Genomic DNA, 19024 nt, shown 5'->3' with positions numbered 1-19024 from the left:
AGCGGGCGGTACGGCTTCGCAGCGGTACTCCTCCCACTCCTGCTTCCACCAATGGGATTGCCCCGAGAACCCGGTCGGGTTCTCGGGGCAATCCCCTGTGTCAGCGAGCCTGGGCCCGGTGCACGGTGGCGGTGATCACCGGGCCAGGTAGCCGAAGTCGACACCGGCGGCCGGGAGGCCGCCCTGACCGGGCTGGTAGGTGGTGACCACGGCGGTCGTGCCGCCGATGGTCACGTTGGACATCGGCAGGGCGTGCAGGGCGCCGTAGGTGCTCGGGCCGTACGGCATGCCGACGTACAGCTTGGTGCCGGTGAAGTGGATGCTCGCACCCACCTGCTGGTTGGCACCGGGGGTGCCGGGGATGCCGTCGCCGTCGCCCGCCTCGAGCCACTTGTCGTTGACACCGGGCGCGCCCAGGAGCGAGAAGACGCTGATCGCGCCCGCCTTCGCCGCCGTGCCGACGACCTCGTTCGGGGCGCCGACAGCCATCTTCAGCGTCGCCGTGGTGCTCACTGCACGCGGCGCGGTGTTCACTGCGGTCAGGGCCGCGCCGAACCCGTCGCCGGCCTCGGCGGTGCCGGACACGTCGTCGTCGGCGGTGCCCGTCGTGTACGTGTCGAGCTGGGTGTACGTGCCCGCAGCGGTGACGCGGAAGGTGTAGACGGAGCCGGTGTCGGCCTTGTCCACGCCGTCGATGGCCAGGTCCTCCCCAGGAGAGCCGACCGCGAGGATCGACTCCGTGGCGGCCGCCGCGCCCGACGGGCGGTACGGGACCATGGCCAGGGACTTGCCGAACAGGTCACCGGCCTCGGCACCGCCGGAGACCGTGTCCAGGTCCTGGTCGAGGCCGAACAGCGGGGTGGGCTTGCCGTCCGCGTTGAGCTTGTGGTCGAAGACCGCCAGGTTGCCGGCCCCCGCGTCGGCGCCGATGGCCTCGTTGGGGGCGCCAACGGCGATGTGATTGGCGTCGGCCGCGATGACGGCGCCGAAGCCGTCGTTCGCCTCCGCGCCCCCGGGGACGCCCGTGGAGTCCTGCTGGACTCCGACGCTGGTGGTACCGCGCAGGTAGAAGAACGCGCCCGCCTTGGCAATGGTGCCGACGGACTCGCCGGGCACGCCGATCGCCAGGAACGGCTCGCCGGCGGCGGTGGTGCCGGCGGCGAGGGCCTGGCCCATGCGGTCGCCGCTCTCGCTGGCGGAGGCGGCGATGACACCGGTGCCGGCACCCTGCTCGAAGTGGGTGTCCTTCTTCGTGCCCGTGCCGATGCCACCGGGGGCGCCGTGCAGGATGTCGACCATGCCGGCGTCGGCGACGGTGCCGATGTCGTCGGCGGGGGTGGCGACGACCAGGTCGGTGCAGCCGTCCTCGTCGTAGTCGACGGTGGCGAGGGATTCGCCGAACGAGTCGCCGGCCTCGGAGCCACCGGAGACCCAGTCGAGGTCCTGGTTGATCTCGGCGGTGCCCTTGCCGCCGCCGTACACAACCCGGACGAGACCCGCGCCGGCGTTGCCGCCGACGACACCCTTGGGATCGGAGACGGCGATGTCCTCGACGCCGTCGCAGTTGAAGTCGGTGATGCGCGGCGCAGCGACCTTGGAGTCCACCCAGGAAGCCAGGTCGTCCACGCGCGCGGCGACACCGCCCGTACGGGTCTCGGTCGCGTCGATACCGAAGCAGCCGGCCTGGTAGGACTGGGCGCTGAGCCCGACGAGGGTGGCCGAGGTGCCCGTGCCGCGGATCACGGGACCACCCGCGTCACCTGCGCACGCCGCCTGGTCGGCCTTGCCGGTGACAGCGGCTGTGGTGGCGTCCGCGGAGTCCACCGTGTAGGCGCCGGTGTGCAGGTTCATCGGGGCCCACTCGGTCTTCGTACGCCCGAAGCCTGCGAACTTCAGCTCCTCACCCGCGGCGGGCGCGGTGGTCGCGAGGGCGATCGGCGTGACATTGGTGACCGGCCTGTTCAGGCGGGCCAACACCACATCACGGTCGGTGCGCGGAACGATCGCCACGACCTGACGCACCGCACCCCCGCTGCCGGCCAGGTCGGTGGAGCGGCCGATGGTCGCGGTCGTCTTCAGCTTCGGCACACCGGCCGACACGGCGGCGCCCGCGGAATCGGCGAAGCAACTTGCCGCCGTCAGCAGCCACTCGGTGTCGACGAGCGTGCCGGAGCAGCCGCGGTCGGTGTCACCGATGACGAGGCGTGCGGTGTAGCCGTACGTGGTGTCGGTGGCGGCCGTGCCGCCGGTGACGGCCTGCGCGGAGGTGCCGGTAAGCACACCGGACACGACGCCGGCGGCGAGCAGGGTGCTCGTCAGCGCGACGCGGGGGCGTATGTGAGACACGTTGATGTTCCCTGGTGGGTCAGTGGTGCGCGCTGACAGGCGCACGCAGAAGTGGTACTTGTCCGGCAGGGTCAGCCGGTGACGCGGATCTCGACAAGAACCGAACGGACGCCGGTGTCGCCCGCCTCGCCGACCGGCGTGAGGTCGTTGGCGGGGGCGTTGACGACGGCGTCCGGCTCGCCTTCCGCGGTCAGCGTGGCCTTCACCGGGTGGTCCTGGGTCCAGATGCTGAAGGTGTCGGGCAGTTCCAGCGTCAGGTAGCCGGACTTGGCATTGGTCTTGAAGCAGAAGACGCCCTTGCGGGACTCGATCGCGATGCTCGAGACATCGCTGCACTCGTTGAGGGCGGTGGCATCGGTGAGCCAGATGTGCCCGTCACCGCGCTTGAGGGTGACCCCGCGGTCCTGCAACACCTTGGCGGCGCCGGGGTAGTTGAAGTCCTCGACCAGGCCCGGCACGTCGGCAGCGGCGACGGCGGGCGCCGACTGCGAGAGGGCTAGCGCGGTGGCGCCGAGGCCCAGCACGAGGGCAGCGGTGAGACCGCCCAGAAGGGTCTTCCGGGCAGGGGTTATCGCCATGGATTCCTCACAGTGGAATGACATGTGGAGCAAATGTGATCGCTAGGCAATCACCAGGGTTGGCTAAAGTAAAGCACATGTAACATCCCTGCCATCGCGCTCCCGCATCGCTAGCTACCTGCGGGAACGTCAAGTTCTGACGGTGCGTCAATTATGATTGACTCGCCAAGATTTCGCTTTCGCATCCACTCTCCCGCGATTCCGCAGGAAACGGACATACTCAAATGTGTCCTTCTCTATAGGGGTATTTCAGGGCTGAGTGGCGATTGGTTACCGAAGGACCGTTAGGTGAATCGACCGGCGCGCTCCATACGCATGGGGCGAATGTACAAAGCTCGAAGAGGCGGGTCGTCGAGTGGGCGGGGAGTCCGGGTCGCTTGTGCGACCGTGCTGTCCGCCACGCTGACAGCAACTCTCCTGGGCATCACCCCCGCGACCGCGGAGGACCCCGCACCGACAGCGAACCGCGGCTTGGTGGTGGGCTACTGGCTCAACGGCGGTACCGGCATCAAGGAGGCGGCCGAGAAGGCGCTCCTGGGCACGGACGACGACATCCGCCAGTTCCTCACGGACGCACCCGCCATCGAGCAGATCGATGACCGGGTGGATCTCTCCCGTGTGGTGAATGCCGGTGGTCCGGCGGTGCGGGAGGCAGCGAAGAATGCGCTCGCGGGCACGCCTTCCGACATCGAGGCCTTCTTGGACACGGGCTGGATGGCCCCGCACGAGCAGGACCTGCGGGTGGAGGCCACCTCCGTCGTGAACTACGGCGGTCCCGGCGTGCAGGACGCGGGCAAGGCGGCGTTGCAGGGCACCCCCGCGGACGTCAAGCAGTTCCTGGAGACCGACCAGTTCAAGGCGCAGCAGACCGACGACCGGGTCGAGGTCACCAAGCTCTACAGCTCCGGCGGCGTCAATATGAAGGCCGCCGCCAAGCTCGCCCTGCAGGGAACCCCTGACGACATCGTCGAGTTCCTCGAGGTCGGTCAGTTCGTCGCGCGCAACCGTGACCAGGAATACGCCACGATCGCGCAGCTGACCGCACAGGCGGAGAAGGCCGGCAAGCAGGCCGAGGAAGCAACCGACGAGGCGGAGGAGGCGTCCGCGAAGGCCATCGCCGCCGCGGCACTCGCCCAAGAAGCCGCGGAGAAAGCGGCCAAGGAGACGGAAGCCGCGAAGGACGACGCCAACCGTGCGTCGGTGAAGGCCAAGCAGGCCGCCGACGCAGCCCGCGCAGCCGCCGAAGCCTCGCAGCAGGCGATCGGCGCCGCCAACGCGGCCAACCGCTCCGCCCGCCGCGCAGCGCTGGCCGCAGCGCAGACCGCGAACGCGGCCGCCGCGGCGGCCGAAGCCGCCGGCCGCGCCTCGAACGCGGCATACGCCGCCGGCCAGGACAAGAACAAGGCCCAAGACGCCCTGGACCGGGCCGCCGAAGCCCGCGAGGCGGGCGAGCTCGCCAGGAAGTCGGCCAAGGCCGCCGAGCAGGCCGGCAAGGCCTCGCTGGCCGCCGCAGACGCCGCCGCCGCCTCCCGCAGCGCGACCGGCAACGCCAACAAGGCGGCCGACGCCGCCGACCAGGCCGCCGACTACGCAGCTGCCGCCGGGGGTTCCTCCGCCGAAGCCCGGGCCGCCGCCGCGGAGACCCGCCGCCACGCCAACGAGGCCAACCGCGCCGCCAACGCCGCCGAGGCACTGGCCCGCAAGTCGGCGACCGCCGCCAACGAGGCGCGGGACGCCGCCAACTCGGCCGCCACGCACGCCGACAACGCCGCCGACGCAGCCGAAGACGCGGCCAAACACGCCGGCGAGGCAGCCGACCAGGCAGCCGAGGCGGCCAAGCAGGCCGCTGCCGCCAAGACCGCGGCGGACACCGCCACCGCGGCGGTGGCGACCGCGCAGAAGACCTTCGACCTCGCTCGGGAGACCGAGACCGAGGACCTCGACACCCGCACCAACGCGGGCGTCGAGGCCGCCATGACGCAGAAGGCCACGGCCGACACCTTCACCGTCGAGGTCTCCCGGACGGTGGTCGAGGGCCAGTCGATCGTGGACGACACCAAGGCCCTGGCCGCCGAGGCCGACCAGCCCGACGCCGACCAGGCCGCGATCGCCGTCAAGGGGCGCGCGGTGGCGTTGCGGTCGATGGAGTACTTCGGCTCCTGGCGCAAGGACGCTGCCGCCGAGGCCCTTTCGGGCACCGACGCCGACGTGATCGCGTACCTGCGGACCGGAGGCGACAAGGCGATCGCGGACGAGACACGTCAGCAGGTTTCCGATCTCGCCTCCGACAGCCCATACGAGGCCGTGCGCACCGCCGCGACGGCGGTGCTCAACGGCACCGACCAGCAGATCCTGGACTTCTACACCACCGGCCAGCACGAGGCCGCCAACGCCGACTACCGCGTCGCCGTCACAAAGCTCGCCAACGACGGCGGCCCCGGTGTCAAGGAGGACGCCAAGAAGGCCCTGACGGACGGCAGCACCACGGCGCTGCTCGACTTTCTCAACAAGGGGCAGTACGCCGCCCAGCAGGCGGACGAGCGGGTGACCACCACCGCGCTGTTCAACGACGGCGGCCCCGAGGTCAGGTCTGCGGCCAAGATCGCCCTGGCCGGACCTGCCGACGAGGTGCACAAGTTCGTCCAGGCGGGCCAGTACATGGCCGCCCGCAAGGACGGGCTCGCCGACACGCACATCGCGCAGGTCCAGCGGCTCATCGCCGAGGGCCAGGAGATCGCCGCCGAGGCCCGCAAGAACAGCGCGCTGGCCGCGCAGGCCTCCTTCCTGGCGCAGAACGCCTCGGAGCAGGCCGAGCAGGCCAGGAAGGACGCGGAGGCCAGCGCCACGCAGGCCAAGGGCTACGCGGACGACGCCGACGCGGCCGCCGACCGGGCCGAGACCAGTGCCCAGCAGGCCAAGACGTCCGCGACCACCGCACGCGCCGCAGCGAACCGGGCCAACCAGGACGCCGTCGCCGCCGAGGAGTCGGCCGCCCAGGCCGAGTTCTCCGCCGACTACGCGCGCACGTCGGCGTACGAGGCGAAGGAGGCGAGCGACCGGGCCCACGCCGATGCGATCGCCGCGGGCAAGAGCTCCGAGGAGGCGAGCAAGGATGCTTCCGCTGCGTGGAAGGACGTGGTGGAGAAGCGTGAGGCGGAGGAGGCCGAAGCGCATCGCCTCGCCGCGGAACGGCGCCAGAAGGAGCGGGAGAGCGAGCCCAAGTGCTACATCCCGATGAACCGGGACAGCCTCCCGCCCTGCGCCCTGGCCGGTCAGGAACTGGTGTTCCCCACGATCGACCCGACGATGAAGGAGATCGCCTGGGAGATCCTGGGCCTCAACGATGCCAAGAAGTGCATCGAGAATCCGGCCCTGGGCCAGTGCGCCCTGGCGGCGATGAGCTTCCTGCCCGTCGGCAAGCTCAAGCTCCTCAAGAAGGGCGTCGAGGGCGTCGAGGGAGCGATCGACAGCAGCCGGGCCGCGCGTATGGCCCAGAAATGCGCCGAGTGCTTCCTCCCGGGCACGAAGGTCCTCATGGCCGACGGCTCGACGAAGAACATCGAGTCCGTCCAGGTCGGGGACCAGGTACGGGCAACGGACCCGGTCACTCAGGAGACGGGGCCGCACACGGTCACGGACCTGATCGTCACCCAGGACGACAAGTACTTCGCTGAACTCACTCTCGCCACGCCCCACGGCGAGGAGAAGTTGACGGCCACGGAGGAGCATCCCTTCTGGTCGGCATCCGAGAAGCGGTGGGTCGAGGCGGCCGACCTCGAGACGGGCATGACGCTGCGGACGGACGGCGGCGACACCGTCACCGTGTCGGCCACCCGGTTCTTCCGTCAGCACGCGCGGACCTACAACCTCACCGTCGAGGGCCTGCACTCGTACTATGTGCTGGCGGGCGACACCCCGGTGCTGGTCCACAACAGCCGGTGTCTCATCGGCAATGTCCTCGGACCCCAGGGGGAGACCCTGTGGCTTCCCAAGGGACGCAAGGCCATCGCGACGGCCAACACCCTGAAGGGCTGGTTCTACGAGATCAAGGCAGCCGAGACCACGGCTAACGGACTCCACAAGAGCGTCAGGTATGTGCGCGTCATGGATCCGGTCACCAGCGGAAAGTATCTGTATCCCAACGGGTACATCACCTACGCGAACGAGGCCGGCCAGTTCATCAATCCAATGACCGGCCAGACCATCAAGCCGGCCGACCAGTACTGGCACATACCGATTCCGTGATCTTTGACCTGGAAGGACAATCTCTCGTGAAGGCCGAGGACTCATACGAATCCGTGCCGACCGTCAATGTCCGTCTGTGGCGCGCGGATGCCGTCGTGCTGTTCGACTGGCTGATGAGTACTGATCTGGACGCTGTACCGATCACGCACCCGGCGCAGAAGCAGGCGCTCGCCGACCTGCTGGGCCGGTTCGAGTGGGCATGTGATGTAGACATCACGGCGTCGACCGAGGAAGAGATCGCCGAGGCACAAGAAGCGGTGGCCAAGGACATGGGCTGGTAGCACGGCGGTACGACTGAAGCGGCCCGCCGTAGTTCTTCCTTGGCGGGCCGCTTCGCTCACCCGGTGGATCGGTACGGCCGAGAACATCGAGGCTCTGAGCCAGCACCTCGGGCACAGCGATCCAGGGTTCACGCTGCGGGTCTGCACGCACCTCATGCCGAGCGGCGACGGCCGTACCCGGAGGGCCGTGGACAGCATGTACGGAGCCGCCGATGCAGCACCGGACGGCCCACAAGCGGCCCGGGGCGGGTGAAACGGCTTAGGGCCGACGGCGCGAAGCCGTCGGCCCTAAGAACCCTTACCGTTCGCTCAAACAGCGCTGAACAGTCTTTACAGCACCGGCAGCAGGGCCTTCAGCTCGAAGGCCGTGACCTCGCTGCGGTACTCCTCCCACTCCTGCTTCTTGTTGCGCAGGAAGAAGTCGAAGACATGCTCACCGAGCGTCTCGGCGACCAGTTCGCTCTTCTCCATCAGCGCGATCGCCTCGCCCAGGTTCTGCGGCAGCGGCTCGATGCCCATCGCGCGGCGCTCGGCGTCGGACAGCGCCCAGACGTCGTCGTCGGCGCCGGCCGGGAGTTCGTACCCCTCCTCGATGCCCTTGAGGCCCGCGGCGAGCAGGACCGCGTACGTCAGGTAGGGGTTGGCGCCGGAGTCGATGGAGCGGACCTCGACGCGGGCCGAGCCGGTCTTGCCGGGCTTGTACATCGGGACGCGGATCAGGGCGGAGCGGTTGTTGTGGCCCCAGCAGATGTACGAGGGGGCCTCGCCGCCGGCGCCCGCGGCACGGGCGGAGCCGCCCCAGATGCGCTTGTACGAGTTGACCCACTGGTTCGTCACGGCGGAGATCTCCGCGGCGTGCTTGAGCAGGCCCGCGATGAAGGAGCGGCCGACCTTGGAGAGCTGGTACTCGGCACCCGACTCGTAGAACGCGTTGCGGTCGCCCTCGAAGAGCGAGAGGTGGGTGTGCATGCCGGAGCCGGGGTAGTTCGAGAACGGCTTCGGCATGAACGTCGCCTGCACACCCTGCTCCAGCGCGACCTGCTTCATGACGAGACGGAAGGTCATGATGTTGTCGGCGGTGGAGAGCGCGTCGGCGTACCGCAGGTCGATCTCCTGCTGGCCGGGGGCGCCCTCGTGGTGGCTGAACTCGACCGAGATGCCCATGGATTCGAGCATGGTGATCGCCTGGCGGCGGAAGTCCATGCCGACGTTCTGCGGGGTGTGGTCGAAGTAGCCGGAACTGTCGGCGGGGGTGGGGCGGCTGCCGTCGACCGGCTTGTCCTTCAGCAGGAAGAACTCGATCTCCGGGTGGGTGTAGAAGGTGAAACCCAGGTCGGAGGTCTTGGCGAGGATGCGCTTGAGGACATAGCGCGGGTCGGCGAAGGACGGCGAGCCGTCGGGCATCAGGATGTCACAGAACATGCGCGCGGTGCCGGGGGCCTCTGCGCGCCAGGGCAGGATCTGGAAGGTGCCGGGGTCCGGCTTGGCGATCATGTCGGACTCGTACACCCGGGCGAAGCCCTCGATGGCCGAACCGTCGAAGCCGATGCCCTCGTCGAACGCCTGCTCCAGCTCGGCAGGGGCCACGGCAACCGACTTGAGGAAGCCGAGCACGTCGGTGAACCACAGGCGCACGAAGCGGATGTCGCGCTCCTCGAGTGTCCTGAGGACGAATTCCTGCTGCTTGTCCATAGCCACATCCTTGCAGTTCAGACGGTCTGTGCACCACCGCCCGGGGTAGGGGACAGACACCAGTATCACGACCCGGGATTTCACCCAGATTACGCACTCGACGTGACATGGAGCACTCGGCCACCCACTACGATCTGCGCCCATGGTGCCCATGGGGCGGAGCGGCTTCGCAACTGCCCGGTGTGTGCCGGTTTACTGACGTGTTCCTGCCCCTCCCCGCCTCTTCGCAGAAGGACCCGACGACATGAGCCTCGACCGCAGGACCCGCATAGAACAGATGCGCAAGGCCGATCGTGCCCGGGACCGCCGCAACGTCGTCCTGGCCATAGGCCTGAGCGTCGCCGTCGTCGCAGGTCTGGTCGGTTTCGGTACCTACATGCTGCTGGAGAAGTCCGAGGCCGCGGACAAGAAGGAGACCGCCGCGGTACAGGACGCGAAGGCGGCCGCTGCGGACAAGGAGAAGCTGGCCGCCGAGCCGATCAAGGGGCTGAAGACGTGGGACGCGAAGAAGCTGACCCGCAACCACGTCACCACGACCGTGACGTACCCGATGAAGCCCCCGGTCGGCGGTGACCACAACCCGGTCTGGATGAACTGCGACGGCGAGGTGTACAAGAAGGCGATCCCCGACATGAGCGCCGTGCACTCGCTGGAGCACGGGTCGGTCTGGGTGACCTACACGGACAAGGCCTCGGACGCCGACGTGGCCAAGCTCGCGGACCGGGTCGGCAGGACGCCGTACTCGCTGATGAGCCCGTACCAGGACCAGGCCGGCACGATCGTGCTGAGCGCCTGGGGCAACCAGGTCACTGTGGACAGCGCGGACGACCGGCGGGTGGACCAGTTCTTCGCCAAGTTCGTGCAGGGCGCGCAGACTCCCGAGCCGGGTGCCTCGTGCACGGGCGGGCAGGGGGCCCAGTGACCGCTGTGCGCCGCACCCAGTGGGCAGCGGGTTCCGCCGTCGCGCTCGCGCTGCTCCTCGCGGGGGCGGCGACGGTCACGGTGGCCCGGGGCGACACGGCGGACGGGAAGCAGTCCGGAGCCGCGTCGGCGGTGGCCTGGGCACCCGCCGCGGATTCGGCCGACGCCGGGTTCGCCCGTGACATGGCGGTCCACCATCAGCAGGCCGTGGAGATGTCCTTCCTCGTGCGTGACCGCACGCAGGACGAGGAGGTGCGGCGTTTCGCGTACGACATCGCCAATACGCAGGCCAACCAGCGGGGCATGCTGCTCGGCTGGCTGGACCTGTGGGAGCTGCCGAAGGTGGTCCCCGGGCAGGAGCCGATGGCGTGGATGACGGCCCACGGCGGTCACGACATGGCCGGCATGGATGACACGACGGCAGGGTCGGGCAGTGGCTTCACCGCGCATGACGGGGCGCTGATGCCCGGTATGGCCACCCGGACCGAGCTCGACCGGCTGAGGAAGGCCGACGGCAAGCAGGCCGAGATCCTCTACCTCCAGCTGATGACCGACCACCACAGGGGCGGTGTCGCCATGGCGCGCGGCTGCGCCCGGCTCTGCACGGTGAACGCGGAGCGGCGGCTGGCCCAGGGCATGGTCGAGGCTCAGCAGTCCGAGCTGGACGCGATGGCGCAGATGCTGGCGGCACGCGGGGCCCGGCCCAGGTAGTCACGGGTGCATCCCCCGGCGCCTGTCATGCCGGGGGGATGCACCCGAATGGGTGGTTGCGGTCGCGTAACCCGAACGGCCCTATGACGATGGGTTCTATCGGGGTTGTCACGGTATGCCCACCGGCACCAGGAGGAATCCCCATGACCACTGCCAAGGACATCATGCACACCGGGGCCCAGTGGATCCCGGCGCACGAGACGCTCGACCGGGCCGCCCAGCTGATGCGCGAACACAACGTGGGCGCCCTGCCCATCTCGGCCAGCGGCGAACAGGACCGGATGATCGGCATCCTCACGGACCGCGACATCGTGCTCGGCTGCGTGGCGTTGGGCCACGATCCGTCGAGGGTGACCGCGGGTGATCTCGCCCAGGGGACTCCCCGCTGGATCGACGCCGGCGCGGGGCTGGACCAGGTTCTGGAGGAAATGCAGAGCCATCGGATCCGCCGGCTTCCGGTGGTCGAGAACAAGAAGCTGATCGGCATGATCAGCGAGGCGGATCTGGCACAGCACCTCTCCGAGGACCAGATCGCGCTCTGGGTCGAGAAGGTCTACGCCACCAGCTGACCGACCGGCGGCCCGGGACGACGGGGTGCCGGGCCGCCGTGCGGGGTATACCCGGCGGGGGTAGTGTGCTGAGCATGGGCCCGAAGAGCAGTGCGACATACGGACAGCTGTTGCTGTTCACCGCGCTGCTGTTCGGGATCTTCACCATGCACACCCTGGGGCATCCGTCCGAACACCACGGCCATGACGCCGTGGTGACGGTGGGCCAGCGGGCCCATGGGGCGGATGCGGCCGACGGAACTCGCATGGCCCATGCGACGGATGGTGCCGATGGTGCTCGCGTGACGGCGCATGGGCCCGATGCGGCTCGCGTGACGAGCTCGGTGCCCGAGGCGCCCGAGGCAACGGAGCTGTCGGCGGCCCCGTCGGAGGCCGCACCCGAGCTCGCCTCCGTCCTGCCTGCGGCGATGGGCGGCGGCATGGACCTCATGGCGACCTGCCTCGCCGTGCTGGGGACCTGGGGTGTCGTCCTCGCCGCCTGGCTGATGGCGCTCCGGCCCACGGATCGTCTCCGGCAGGCGGCCCGCTCTGCGCTGTCGCGGGCCCTGTGGCCCCCTCGCCCATCCGGAATGACTGTGCTCGCCAGGTCGTCGGTGCTGCGGATATAGGGAGCGGCTCGCTCCGCATCCCTCCCTCAGCACACCGACGACACCATGAGGTGTAGCCAGTCATGCACACTCAGCACACTCGACGCGCCGTGCTCGGCGCCGGAATCGCCTTGGCCGGAACGAAAGTTCTGACCGCCTGCTCCAGCAGGACGGACGAGGCCAGATCCGCCGGGAACCAAGGCGCGATGAACCATGACGATACGGCCCACGACGGCGCGACCCGGAAGGCGTCGTCCCCGGCGAAGAGTCACGGAGAGTACGTTTCGCCCGACGGCGAGGAGGTCGCGGCGGTCGAGGCCAAGCGGGGCTCGGGGCCCGTACGGAACGTCCAGCTCACCGCCACCCCGGCCCGTCTCGATCTGGGCGGCGGTCTCACCGTGCCCTCCTGGGCGTACGGTGACCGGCTGCCCGGCAAGGAGGTCCGGATCACCGCGGGCGACACCCTGGCGGTCACGCTCGCCAACCACCTGCCGCAGCCGACCACCCTGCACTGGCACGGCCTGCATGTGCGGAACAACATGGACGGCGTTCCCGGCCTGACCCAGCCGGGCATCAAACCGGGCGCGGAGTTCGCGTACCGCTTCACGGTGAAGCAGTCGGGAACGTACTGGTTCCACCCGCACCAGGGCGTCCAGCAGGACCGTGGCCTGTACGCGCCACTGATCGTCGAGGACCCGAAGGAGCCCCTGTCGTACGACAAGGAGTGGGTCGTCCTGCTCGACGACTGGCTCGACGGGGTGGAGGGTTCCACGCCGGATGGGGTGCTCAACGAGCTCAGCAAGGGCATGGGCGCCATGGACCACGACACGGAGGACATGGATCACGGGTCCGACGACAAGTCCGGGACCGGCCCCTCGCGGGTACTGATGGACGCCAGGAGCAGGCTGCTCGGCGGGGCCGCGAGCGACGTCGCGTACCCGTACTACCTGATCAACGGCCGCATCCCGAAGGCCCCGACCACGTTCACGGCGAAGCCCGGCGACCGGATCCGGTTGCGCATCGTCAACGCGGGCGGCGACACCCCCTTCCGCGTCGCGCTCGGCGGCCACCGGATGACCATCACGCACGCGGACGGCTTCCCGGTCCAGCACACCACGACGGACTCGCTGCTGCTGGGCATGGGTGAGCGGTACGACGTGCTGGTCACCGCGGGGAACGGGGTGTTCCCGCTGACCGCACTCGCCGAGGGGAGGAACATGTCGGCGCTGGCCCTGCTCCGTACCGGCGGTGGCGCGGCACCCGCGGCCTCCGTACGGCCGAAGGAGCTGGACGGGCAGCTGGTGTCGGCCTTCGAGCTGAAGGCGGACAAGGCCGTGGCGCTGGCCGCCCGCACGCCCGACCGGACGATCCGGATCAAGCTGACCGGCGGCATGAGGTTGTTCGACTGGGCCTTCGACCACACGATGTACGACCCCGCTCATCGCCATCCGGTCGAGGCGGGCGAGCGGGTTCGGCTGGAGTTCTACAACATCACGGAGATGTGGCACCCGGTCCACCTGCACGGGCACACCTTCGCGCTCGCCGGAGGCGCGGGACCGCGTTCGGTGCTGGACCGGGCTCCCGGGGCGCGCAAGGACACCGCGGTCGTCCTGCCCAACAGCTCGGTGGCCGTGGAGTTCGACGCGGACAACCCGGGGCTGTGGATGCTCCACTGCCACAACGTCTACCACTCGAACATGAACATGATGACGGTCATCGGCTACCGCCGCTGACCCGGTCCTGGCGGGCCTCGGCAAGGGGTGTGCACACCGCGGCAGCCACCGGCGGCCCGCCAGGACATCGCGTCAGAAAGACGATTACACTGTGCCGCGTGCCTCAACTACGCCTCGCTCTGAATCAGATCGACTCGACCGTCGGTGACCTCGCCGGCAACGCCGAGGCGATCGTCCACTGGACCCGGCACTCCGCCGAACAGGGCGCCCACCTGGTGGCGTTCCCCGAGATGGTCCTGACCGGTTATCCCGTCGAGGACCTGGCCCTGCGGTCGTCCTTCGTCGAGGCGTCGCGGGACGCGCTGCGTGCGCTCGCCGTACGTCTCGACGCGGAGGGCTTCGGGGAGCTGCCGGTCGTCGTCGGCTACCTCGACCGTTCCGAGAAGGCCCAGCCGCGCTACGGCCAGCCCGCCGGGTCGCCGCAGAACGCCGCCGCGGTGCTGCACCGCGGGCAGGTCGCGCTGACTTTCGCCAAGCACCACCTGCCCAACTACGGCGTCTTCGACGAGTTCCGGTACTTCGTGCCGGGCGACTCGATGCCGGTCGTGCGGGTCCATGGGGTCGATGTGGCCCTCGCGATCTGCGAGGACCTGTGGCAGGACGGCGGCCGTGTGCCGGCCGCCCGGGCCGCCGGGGCCGGGCTGCTGCTGTCGATCAATGCCTCGCCGTACGAGCGGGACAAGGACGACACCCGGCTGGCGCTGGTCCGCAAGCGGGCCCAGGAGGCCGGCTGCACCACCGCCTATCTGGCGATGATCGGCGGCCAGGACGAGCTCGTCTTCGACGGCGACTCGATCGTCGTCGACAAGGACGGCGAGGTGATCGCCCGGGCCCCGCAGTTCGCGGAGGGCAGCGTCGTTCTCGACCTCGATCTGCCGGCCGCCGCGCCCGAGGCGCCGTCCGGGGTGGTCAACGACGGTCTGCGGATCGACCATGTGGTCCTCTCCGACAAGCCCGTCCCGGCGTACGAGGCGGAGCTGGCCGGCGGCTATGCGGAGCGGCTCGACGACGACGAGGAGCTGTACTCGGCACTGGTCGTGGGGTTGCGCGCGTACGCCGCGAAGAACGGTTTCAGCAGTGTGCTGATCGGGCTCTCCGGCGGGATCGACTCGGCGCTCGTCGCGGCCATCGCGTGCGATGCGCTGGGGGCACAGAACGTGTACGGCATCTCGATGCCGTCGAAGTACTCCTCGGACCACTCCAAGGGGGACGCTGCGGAACTGGCGCGGCGTACCGGGCTGAACTTCCGCACCGTACCGATCGAGCCGATGTTCGACGCGTACATGGAGTCGCTGGCGCTCACCGGTCTCGCCGAGGAGAACCTGCAGTCGCGGCTGCGCGGCACGATGCTGATGGCCGTCTCCAACCAGGAGGGCCAGATCGTGCTCGCGCCGGGCAACAAGTCGGAGCTGGCAGTCGGCTACTCGACGCTGTACGGGGACTCCGTCGGCGCGTACGGGCCGATCAAGGACGTCTACAAGACGTCGATCTTCCGGCTGGCGAAGTGGCGCAACCGGGCCGCGGAGGAACGCGGTCAGACGCCGCCGATCCCGGAGGCCTCGATCACCAAGCCGCCCAGCGCCGAGCTGCGGCCGGACCAGGTCGACACGGACTCGCTGCCCGACTACGACGTACTGGACCGGATCCTGGAGATGTATGTCGACCGGGACCTGGGTCTGGACACGATCGTGGCGGCCGGGTTCGACGAGGCGCTGGTGACGAAGACGCTGCGGATGGTGGACACGGCTGAGTACAAGCGGCGGCAGTACCCGCCGGGCACGAAGATCTCCGCGAAGGGGTTCGGCAAGGACCGCCGGCTGCCGATCACGAATCGGTGGCGCGAGTCCGGGTGAGCCGTGAGGCTGGGCCGGGTCCGGAAGGACCCGGCCCGGCCCGGCAGCCGTTCCGTACGGCTTGATCGGGCCGAACCCCCGAGTCGTGCCCGATGGCGACGTGTCTCCAGGTCCGCCAGGGGGCAGGTTCAAGCCCGTGCGGCTCTTGCGGACGCGCCGTGCCCCCAGGGCGCGCGACACCGTTCAGCACACATCCGCGTGGTTCCCGTCCCGCGCACCCCGCGCAGCCGCCACCACGCGCGACGCGCCCCGCACCCCGCGGTCCAGCGCTCCCGCCGTCGCCGCCACGGCCAGGCCCGCCACCGTCAGGGCCGCGCCCACCAGGGCCGGAGACGTCCAGCCCCAGCCCGCCGCGATCGCCGCGCCGCCCAGCCAGGCTCCGCCGGCGTTGGCGAGGTTGAAGGCCGAGTGGTTGGACGCGGAGGCCAGCGTCGGGGCGTCCTTCGCCTTGTTCATGACGAGCATCTGCAGCGGTGTCGTGGTCATGAACCCGACCCCGCCGAGCAGGACGACCATCACCAGCGCCGCCCACTTCGCCTGTACCGCGAACGGGAAGACCACCAGGACCGCCACCAGGGCGGTCAGCGAGCCGTACAGCGTGGGCCGCAGGGCGCGGTCCGTCAGTGGTCCGGCGGCGAGTGCGCCGAGCGTCATGCCGATGCCGAACAGCGCGAGTACCAGCGTCACCGAGGATTCGCCGAAGCCCATCACCTCGGTCGTCATGGCCGACAGGTACGAGTAGACGGCGAAGACCCCGGCGAACCCGAGGACGGCGGTCAGCAGGCCGAGCAGTACCTGCCGGTTGGCGAGGGCGCGCACTTCGCGGCCGAGGCCCTGGTGCGCGTCGACCGGTATGTGCGGGACGAGCCGGGCCAGCGCGGTCATGGAGCCCAGGCCGATCACGGCGACGACCAGGAAGGTCGCGCGCCAGCCGAGGTGCTGGCCGAGCAGGGTGGCCGCCGGTACGCCGACGATGTTGGCGACGGTGAGGCCGAGGAACATCGTCGCCACGCCCCTCGCCTGCCGCCCCTCGTCGACCAGCCGGGCGGCGACGACAGCGCCGACGCCGAAGAAGGCGCCGTGCGGCAGTCCTGCCAGGAAGCGGCCGGCGACCAGCCAGCCGAAGCCGGGGGCGAACGCGGAGGCGAAGTTGCCGAGCGTGAACAGGGCCATCAGCAGCAGGAGCATCCGCTTGCGCGGAATCCGGGAGCCGACCGCGGTGAGCAGCGGGGCGCCGAGGACGACGCCGAGCGCGTACGCCGATACGAGATAGCCGGCGGTGGGGACGGACGTGCCCAGGTCGTCCGCGACATTGGGCAGCAGGCCCATCATCACGAACTCGGTGGTCCCGATGCCGAACGCGCTGATGGCCAGCGCGAGGAGAGCCAAGGGCATGAGGGGAGACCTTTCCGCAGGGGATCCCGGCCCGCCGGCTCCCTCGCCGGCCGGTCCTTGTTCCCGATTGGAACAAATACTCTCAGACGCTCTGTGCGATGAGGTGAACGGACCGTTTCGTCAGAGTTCGACGCGGGCGGCGATCGGGAGATGGTCGCTGACCGTCGCCGGGAGCGTCCACGACGACATCGGTTCGACGCCCCTGACCATGATCTGGTCGATCCGGGCCATCGGGAACGACGCCGGCCAGCTGAAGCCGAACCCGTCTCCGGCCGCGCCCTGGGTGGACCGCATCTGGGACGTCACCGCGTTCAGCGAGCGGTCGTTCATCGTGCCGTTGAGGTCGCCCAGCAGGATCACCCGGTCGAGGTGTTCGTCGGCGATGGCCTCGCCGAGCGCGTCCGCGCTCGCATCGCGCTGGTTCGCGGTGAATCCGGCGTTCAGCTTGACCCGTACGGACGGCATGTGGGCCACGTAGACCGCGACCTCGCCGTTCGGTGTCGTCACCGTGGAACGCATCGCCCGGATCCAGCCCATCCTGATGTCCACGGGCCGGGTGCTGCTCATCGGGTACTTGCTCCACATACCGACGGTCCCCTCGACCGCGTGGTACGGATAGCGGGCGGCGAGCGCCGACTCGTACGCCCGGACCCGGTCGGCCGGCAGCTCCTGCAGGGCGATGACGTCCGCGCCCGAGGCCGCGACCTGCCGGGCGGTGCCCGCCGGGTCGGGGTTGTCCGCGTTGACGTTGTGGGTGGCGACGGTGAGGTCGCCGCCGCTGCCGGACTTGTCGGTGAGCAGTCCGCCGAAGACGTTGAGCCAGACGACGGCCGGCAGCAGCAGGGCGATCAGTGCGGTCGCCGAGCGCCGCACCAGGCCCAGGACGAAGCACAACGGGACGAACAGCCCGAACCACGGCAGGAAGGTCTCGGAGAGGCTGCCGAGGTTGCCGATGGTGTTCGGGATCTCCGCGTGGAAGATCATCACGAAGGTGACCAGCACGGCACAGACGGCGAGCACGATGCCGCGCCGCCACATACCCCTGCCGCCGGTCCATCTGTCGCGCAGGTCCCGGAACCGCGATCCGGTGCGCTGCGGTCCCGCGCTGCCGTTCTCGGTGTCCGCCCTGTACGCCTGAACCATCGCGCTGTCCTCACTGCCTTGCCGTGCACATCGCCGCGCCCCCGACCCTAGGGGATGAGCCATGCATTTCCTGCCGTCGACGACGGCCGTACTGCCACGAGGACGTGGGGCCCGGTCCGGCAGGTTCCGGCCGGGAGCGCTCTGCGTGACCTTGTGACAGAACGCTCACATGCGCCCGGGTCCGGGCGCGTCAGCTGCGACCTGCGCCTTTGCCGGTCGCATGGGCGGCGGGGACGGGTTGCGCAGGGTCGGCCGGGCGTGGGGCCAGGCCCTCGACCAGGGTCTGGATGATGCGGTCGGCCAGGTCCTCGGGCAGTTCCGCATCGGTCCGGTGAATGGTCCGTACGAGCATGGGGCCGACGAACAGGTCGTCCATCAGTTCCACGTCCAGGTCCGACCGGAGCTCCCCCGCGTCGACCGCCCGCTGCACGGCCGCCCGCATCGCACGGCGGCGGGGTTCGATCACGGTGGAGTGGTACTCGGCCCAGAGCTTGGGGTGACTCTTCATCTGCGCGAAGACGTTGTGGAGGAAGACCGACGAGCGCTGTGCGAGGCCGCGCCTGCGCAGCGACTCCAGCATCAGTCGCAGATCGGCGAGCCCTGCGGTGCCGGAGACGACCGGTTCCGCAGGCTCGATGTCGCGCAGTACGTCGACGAAGAGCTCTTCCTTGCCGCACCAGCGCCGGTAGATGGTGGCCTTGCCGACCCCCGCGGTCCGGGCGATGCGCTCGATGGACAGGCCGGCCAGGGGCTCGCCGCCTTCCAGCAGTGCGACGACCGCGTCCAGGATGGCCCGTTCGGCAGCCACGCTGCGGGGTCGGCCACGCCGCGGCTCCTCGTCCTGCCCCTGTACCTGTACGTGCACCTGGATCCACCTTTCGCCGCACCCGTCCGGCCCGGCCCCGATTCTCGCCGACACGGACGGTGCCGTGCTTGCGCCCCGGGCGCCCCGGAGTGTCCCGGGGCGCCC

At 69.7% G+C, this 19024-nt stretch carries 14 protein-coding genes; 8 read left to right on the top strand and 6 right to left on the bottom strand.

What is annotated here, in order from left to right; genetic code table 11:
- Nucleotides 1-135 precede the first annotated feature (135 nt).
- Together OG878_RS28045 and OG878_RS28040 are read right to left on the bottom strand one after the other, a co-directional pair.
- Nucleotides 136-2346, bottom strand: a complete 2211-nt coding sequence (locus tag OG878_RS28045) for a S1 family peptidase (protein WP_328889344.1) — start codon at nucleotides 2344-2346, stop codon at nucleotides 136-138.
- A 71-nt stretch (nucleotides 2347-2417) separates the two neighbouring features.
- Complete coding sequence (locus OG878_RS28040; protein ID WP_328889343.1) at nucleotides 2418-2924, bottom strand: hypothetical protein; 507 nt, start codon at nucleotides 2922-2924, stop codon at nucleotides 2418-2420.
- Between the two features lie 387 nt (nucleotides 2925-3311).
- Here OG878_RS28040 and OG878_RS28035 point away from each other — a divergent pair, with 387 nt between their 5' ends.
- On the top strand, nucleotides 3312-7169 hold the full coding sequence (locus tag OG878_RS28035; protein WP_328889342.1) for a polymorphic toxin-type HINT domain-containing protein: 3858 nt from the start codon (nucleotides 3312-3314) through the stop codon (nucleotides 7167-7169).
- Nucleotides 7166-7450, top strand: coding sequence for a hypothetical protein (locus OG878_RS28030; RefSeq protein ID WP_328889341.1), 285 nt, complete (start codon nucleotides 7166-7168; stop codon nucleotides 7448-7450). The genes OG878_RS28035 and OG878_RS28030 overlap by 4 nt, the downstream gene beginning before the upstream one ends.
- A gap of 330 nt (nucleotides 7451-7780) precedes the next feature.
- On the opposite strand, the gene glnA is transcribed toward OG878_RS28030, so the two are convergent.
- Complete coding sequence (gene glnA, locus OG878_RS28020) at nucleotides 7781-9142, bottom strand: type I glutamate--ammonia ligase (protein WP_328889340.1); 1362 nt, start codon at nucleotides 9140-9142, stop codon at nucleotides 7781-7783.
- A 244-nt stretch (nucleotides 9143-9386) separates the two neighbouring features.
- On the opposite strand from glnA, the gene OG878_RS28015 reads away from it, so the two are divergent.
- The 6 genes from OG878_RS28015 (at nucleotide 9387) to OG878_RS27990 (ending at nucleotide 15516) form a co-directional block, all read left to right on the top strand.
- The gene (locus tag OG878_RS28015; protein WP_328889339.1) at nucleotides 9387-10064 is read left to right on the top strand and encodes a DUF3105 domain-containing protein; all 678 of its coding nucleotides are present in this window, start codon (nucleotides 9387-9389) and stop codon (nucleotides 10062-10064) included.
- Nucleotides 10061-10774 carry a DUF305 domain-containing protein gene (locus OG878_RS28010; RefSeq protein ID WP_328889338.1) on the top strand — a complete coding sequence of 238 codons (714 nt, stop codon included), beginning with the start codon at nucleotides 10061-10063 and terminating at the stop codon, nucleotides 10772-10774. Before OG878_RS28015 ends, OG878_RS28010 begins: the two co-directional genes overlap by 4 nt.
- 143 nt (nucleotides 10775-10917) lie before the next feature.
- Nucleotides 10918-11343 carry a CBS domain-containing protein gene (locus OG878_RS28005; protein ID WP_328889337.1) on the top strand — a complete coding sequence of 142 codons (426 nt, stop codon included), beginning with the start codon at nucleotides 10918-10920 and terminating at the stop codon, nucleotides 11341-11343.
- Nucleotides 11344-11417: 74 nt separating this feature from the next.
- Nucleotides 11418-11951, top strand: a complete 534-nt coding sequence (locus OG878_RS28000) for a hypothetical protein (RefSeq protein WP_328889336.1) — start codon at nucleotides 11418-11420, stop codon at nucleotides 11949-11951.
- A 62-nt stretch (nucleotides 11952-12013) separates the two neighbouring features.
- A complete protein-coding gene (locus OG878_RS27995) occupies nucleotides 12014-13663 on the top strand; it encodes a multicopper oxidase family protein (protein ID WP_328889335.1) in 1650 nt (549 codons plus the stop codon).
- A 98-nt stretch (nucleotides 13664-13761) separates the two neighbouring features.
- Nucleotides 13762-15516, top strand: coding sequence for an NAD+ synthase (locus tag OG878_RS27990; protein WP_328889334.1), 1755 nt, complete (start codon nucleotides 13762-13764; stop codon nucleotides 15514-15516).
- Nucleotides 15517-15699: 183 nt separating this feature from the next.
- Here the strand turns inward: OG878_RS27990 and OG878_RS27985 are convergent, their stop codons facing one another.
- From OG878_RS27985 to OG878_RS27975, 3 genes are all read right to left on the bottom strand, one after another.
- Nucleotides 15700-16911 carry an MFS transporter gene (locus tag OG878_RS27985; RefSeq protein WP_328889333.1) on the bottom strand — a complete coding sequence of 404 codons (1212 nt, stop codon included), beginning with the start codon at nucleotides 16909-16911 and terminating at the stop codon, nucleotides 15700-15702.
- Between the two features lie 120 nt (nucleotides 16912-17031).
- On the bottom strand, nucleotides 17032-17949 hold the full coding sequence (locus OG878_RS27980; RefSeq protein WP_443049274.1) for an endonuclease/exonuclease/phosphatase family protein: 918 nt from the start codon (nucleotides 17947-17949) through the stop codon (nucleotides 17032-17034).
- Nucleotides 17950-18244: 295 nt separating this feature from the next.
- Nucleotides 18245-18925: a TetR/AcrR family transcriptional regulator gene (locus tag OG878_RS27975; protein WP_443049273.1), complete on the bottom strand. Its 681-nt coding sequence runs from the start codon at nucleotides 18923-18925 to the stop codon at nucleotides 18245-18247.
- Nucleotides 18926-19024: the final 99 nt, after the last annotated feature.

This window comes from Streptomyces sp. NBC_00316, assembly GCF_036158715.1.
GTDB lineage: Bacteria > Actinomycetota > Actinomycetes > Streptomycetales > Streptomycetaceae > Streptomyces.
Note: the sequence above shows the minus strand (reverse complement) of the source record. Positions and strands in the feature narration are given on the sequence as shown.

Bases quoted from the DNA above. Each gene is read 5' to 3' on its own strand.
- OG878_RS28015 (WP_328889339.1), top strand. From the start codon at position 9,387: ATGAGCCTCGACCGCAGGACCCGCATAGAACAGATGCGCAAGGCCGAT.
- OG878_RS28040 (WP_328889343.1), bottom strand. From the start codon at position 2,924: ATGGCGATAACCCCTGCCCGGAAGACCCTTCTGGGCGGTCTCACCGCT.
- OG878_RS27985 (WP_328889333.1), bottom strand. From the start codon at position 16,911: ATGCCCTTGGCTCTCCTCGCGCTGGCCATCAGCGCGTTCGGCATCGGG.
- OG878_RS28000 (WP_328889336.1), top strand. From the start codon at position 11,418: ATGGGCCCGAAGAGCAGTGCGACATACGGACAGCTGTTGCTGTTCACC.
- OG878_RS27995 (WP_328889335.1), top strand. From the start codon at position 12,014: ATGCACACTCAGCACACTCGACGCGCCGTGCTCGGCGCCGGAATCGCC.
- glnA (WP_328889340.1), bottom strand. From the start codon at position 9,142: ATGGACAAGCAGCAGGAATTCGTCCTCAGGACACTCGAGGAGCGCGAC.
- OG878_RS28005 (WP_328889337.1), top strand. From the start codon at position 10,918: ATGACCACTGCCAAGGACATCATGCACACCGGGGCCCAGTGGATCCCG.
- OG878_RS27980 (WP_443049274.1), bottom strand. From the start codon at position 17,949: ATGTGGCGGCGCGGCATCGTGCTCGCCGTCTGTGCCGTGCTGGTCACC.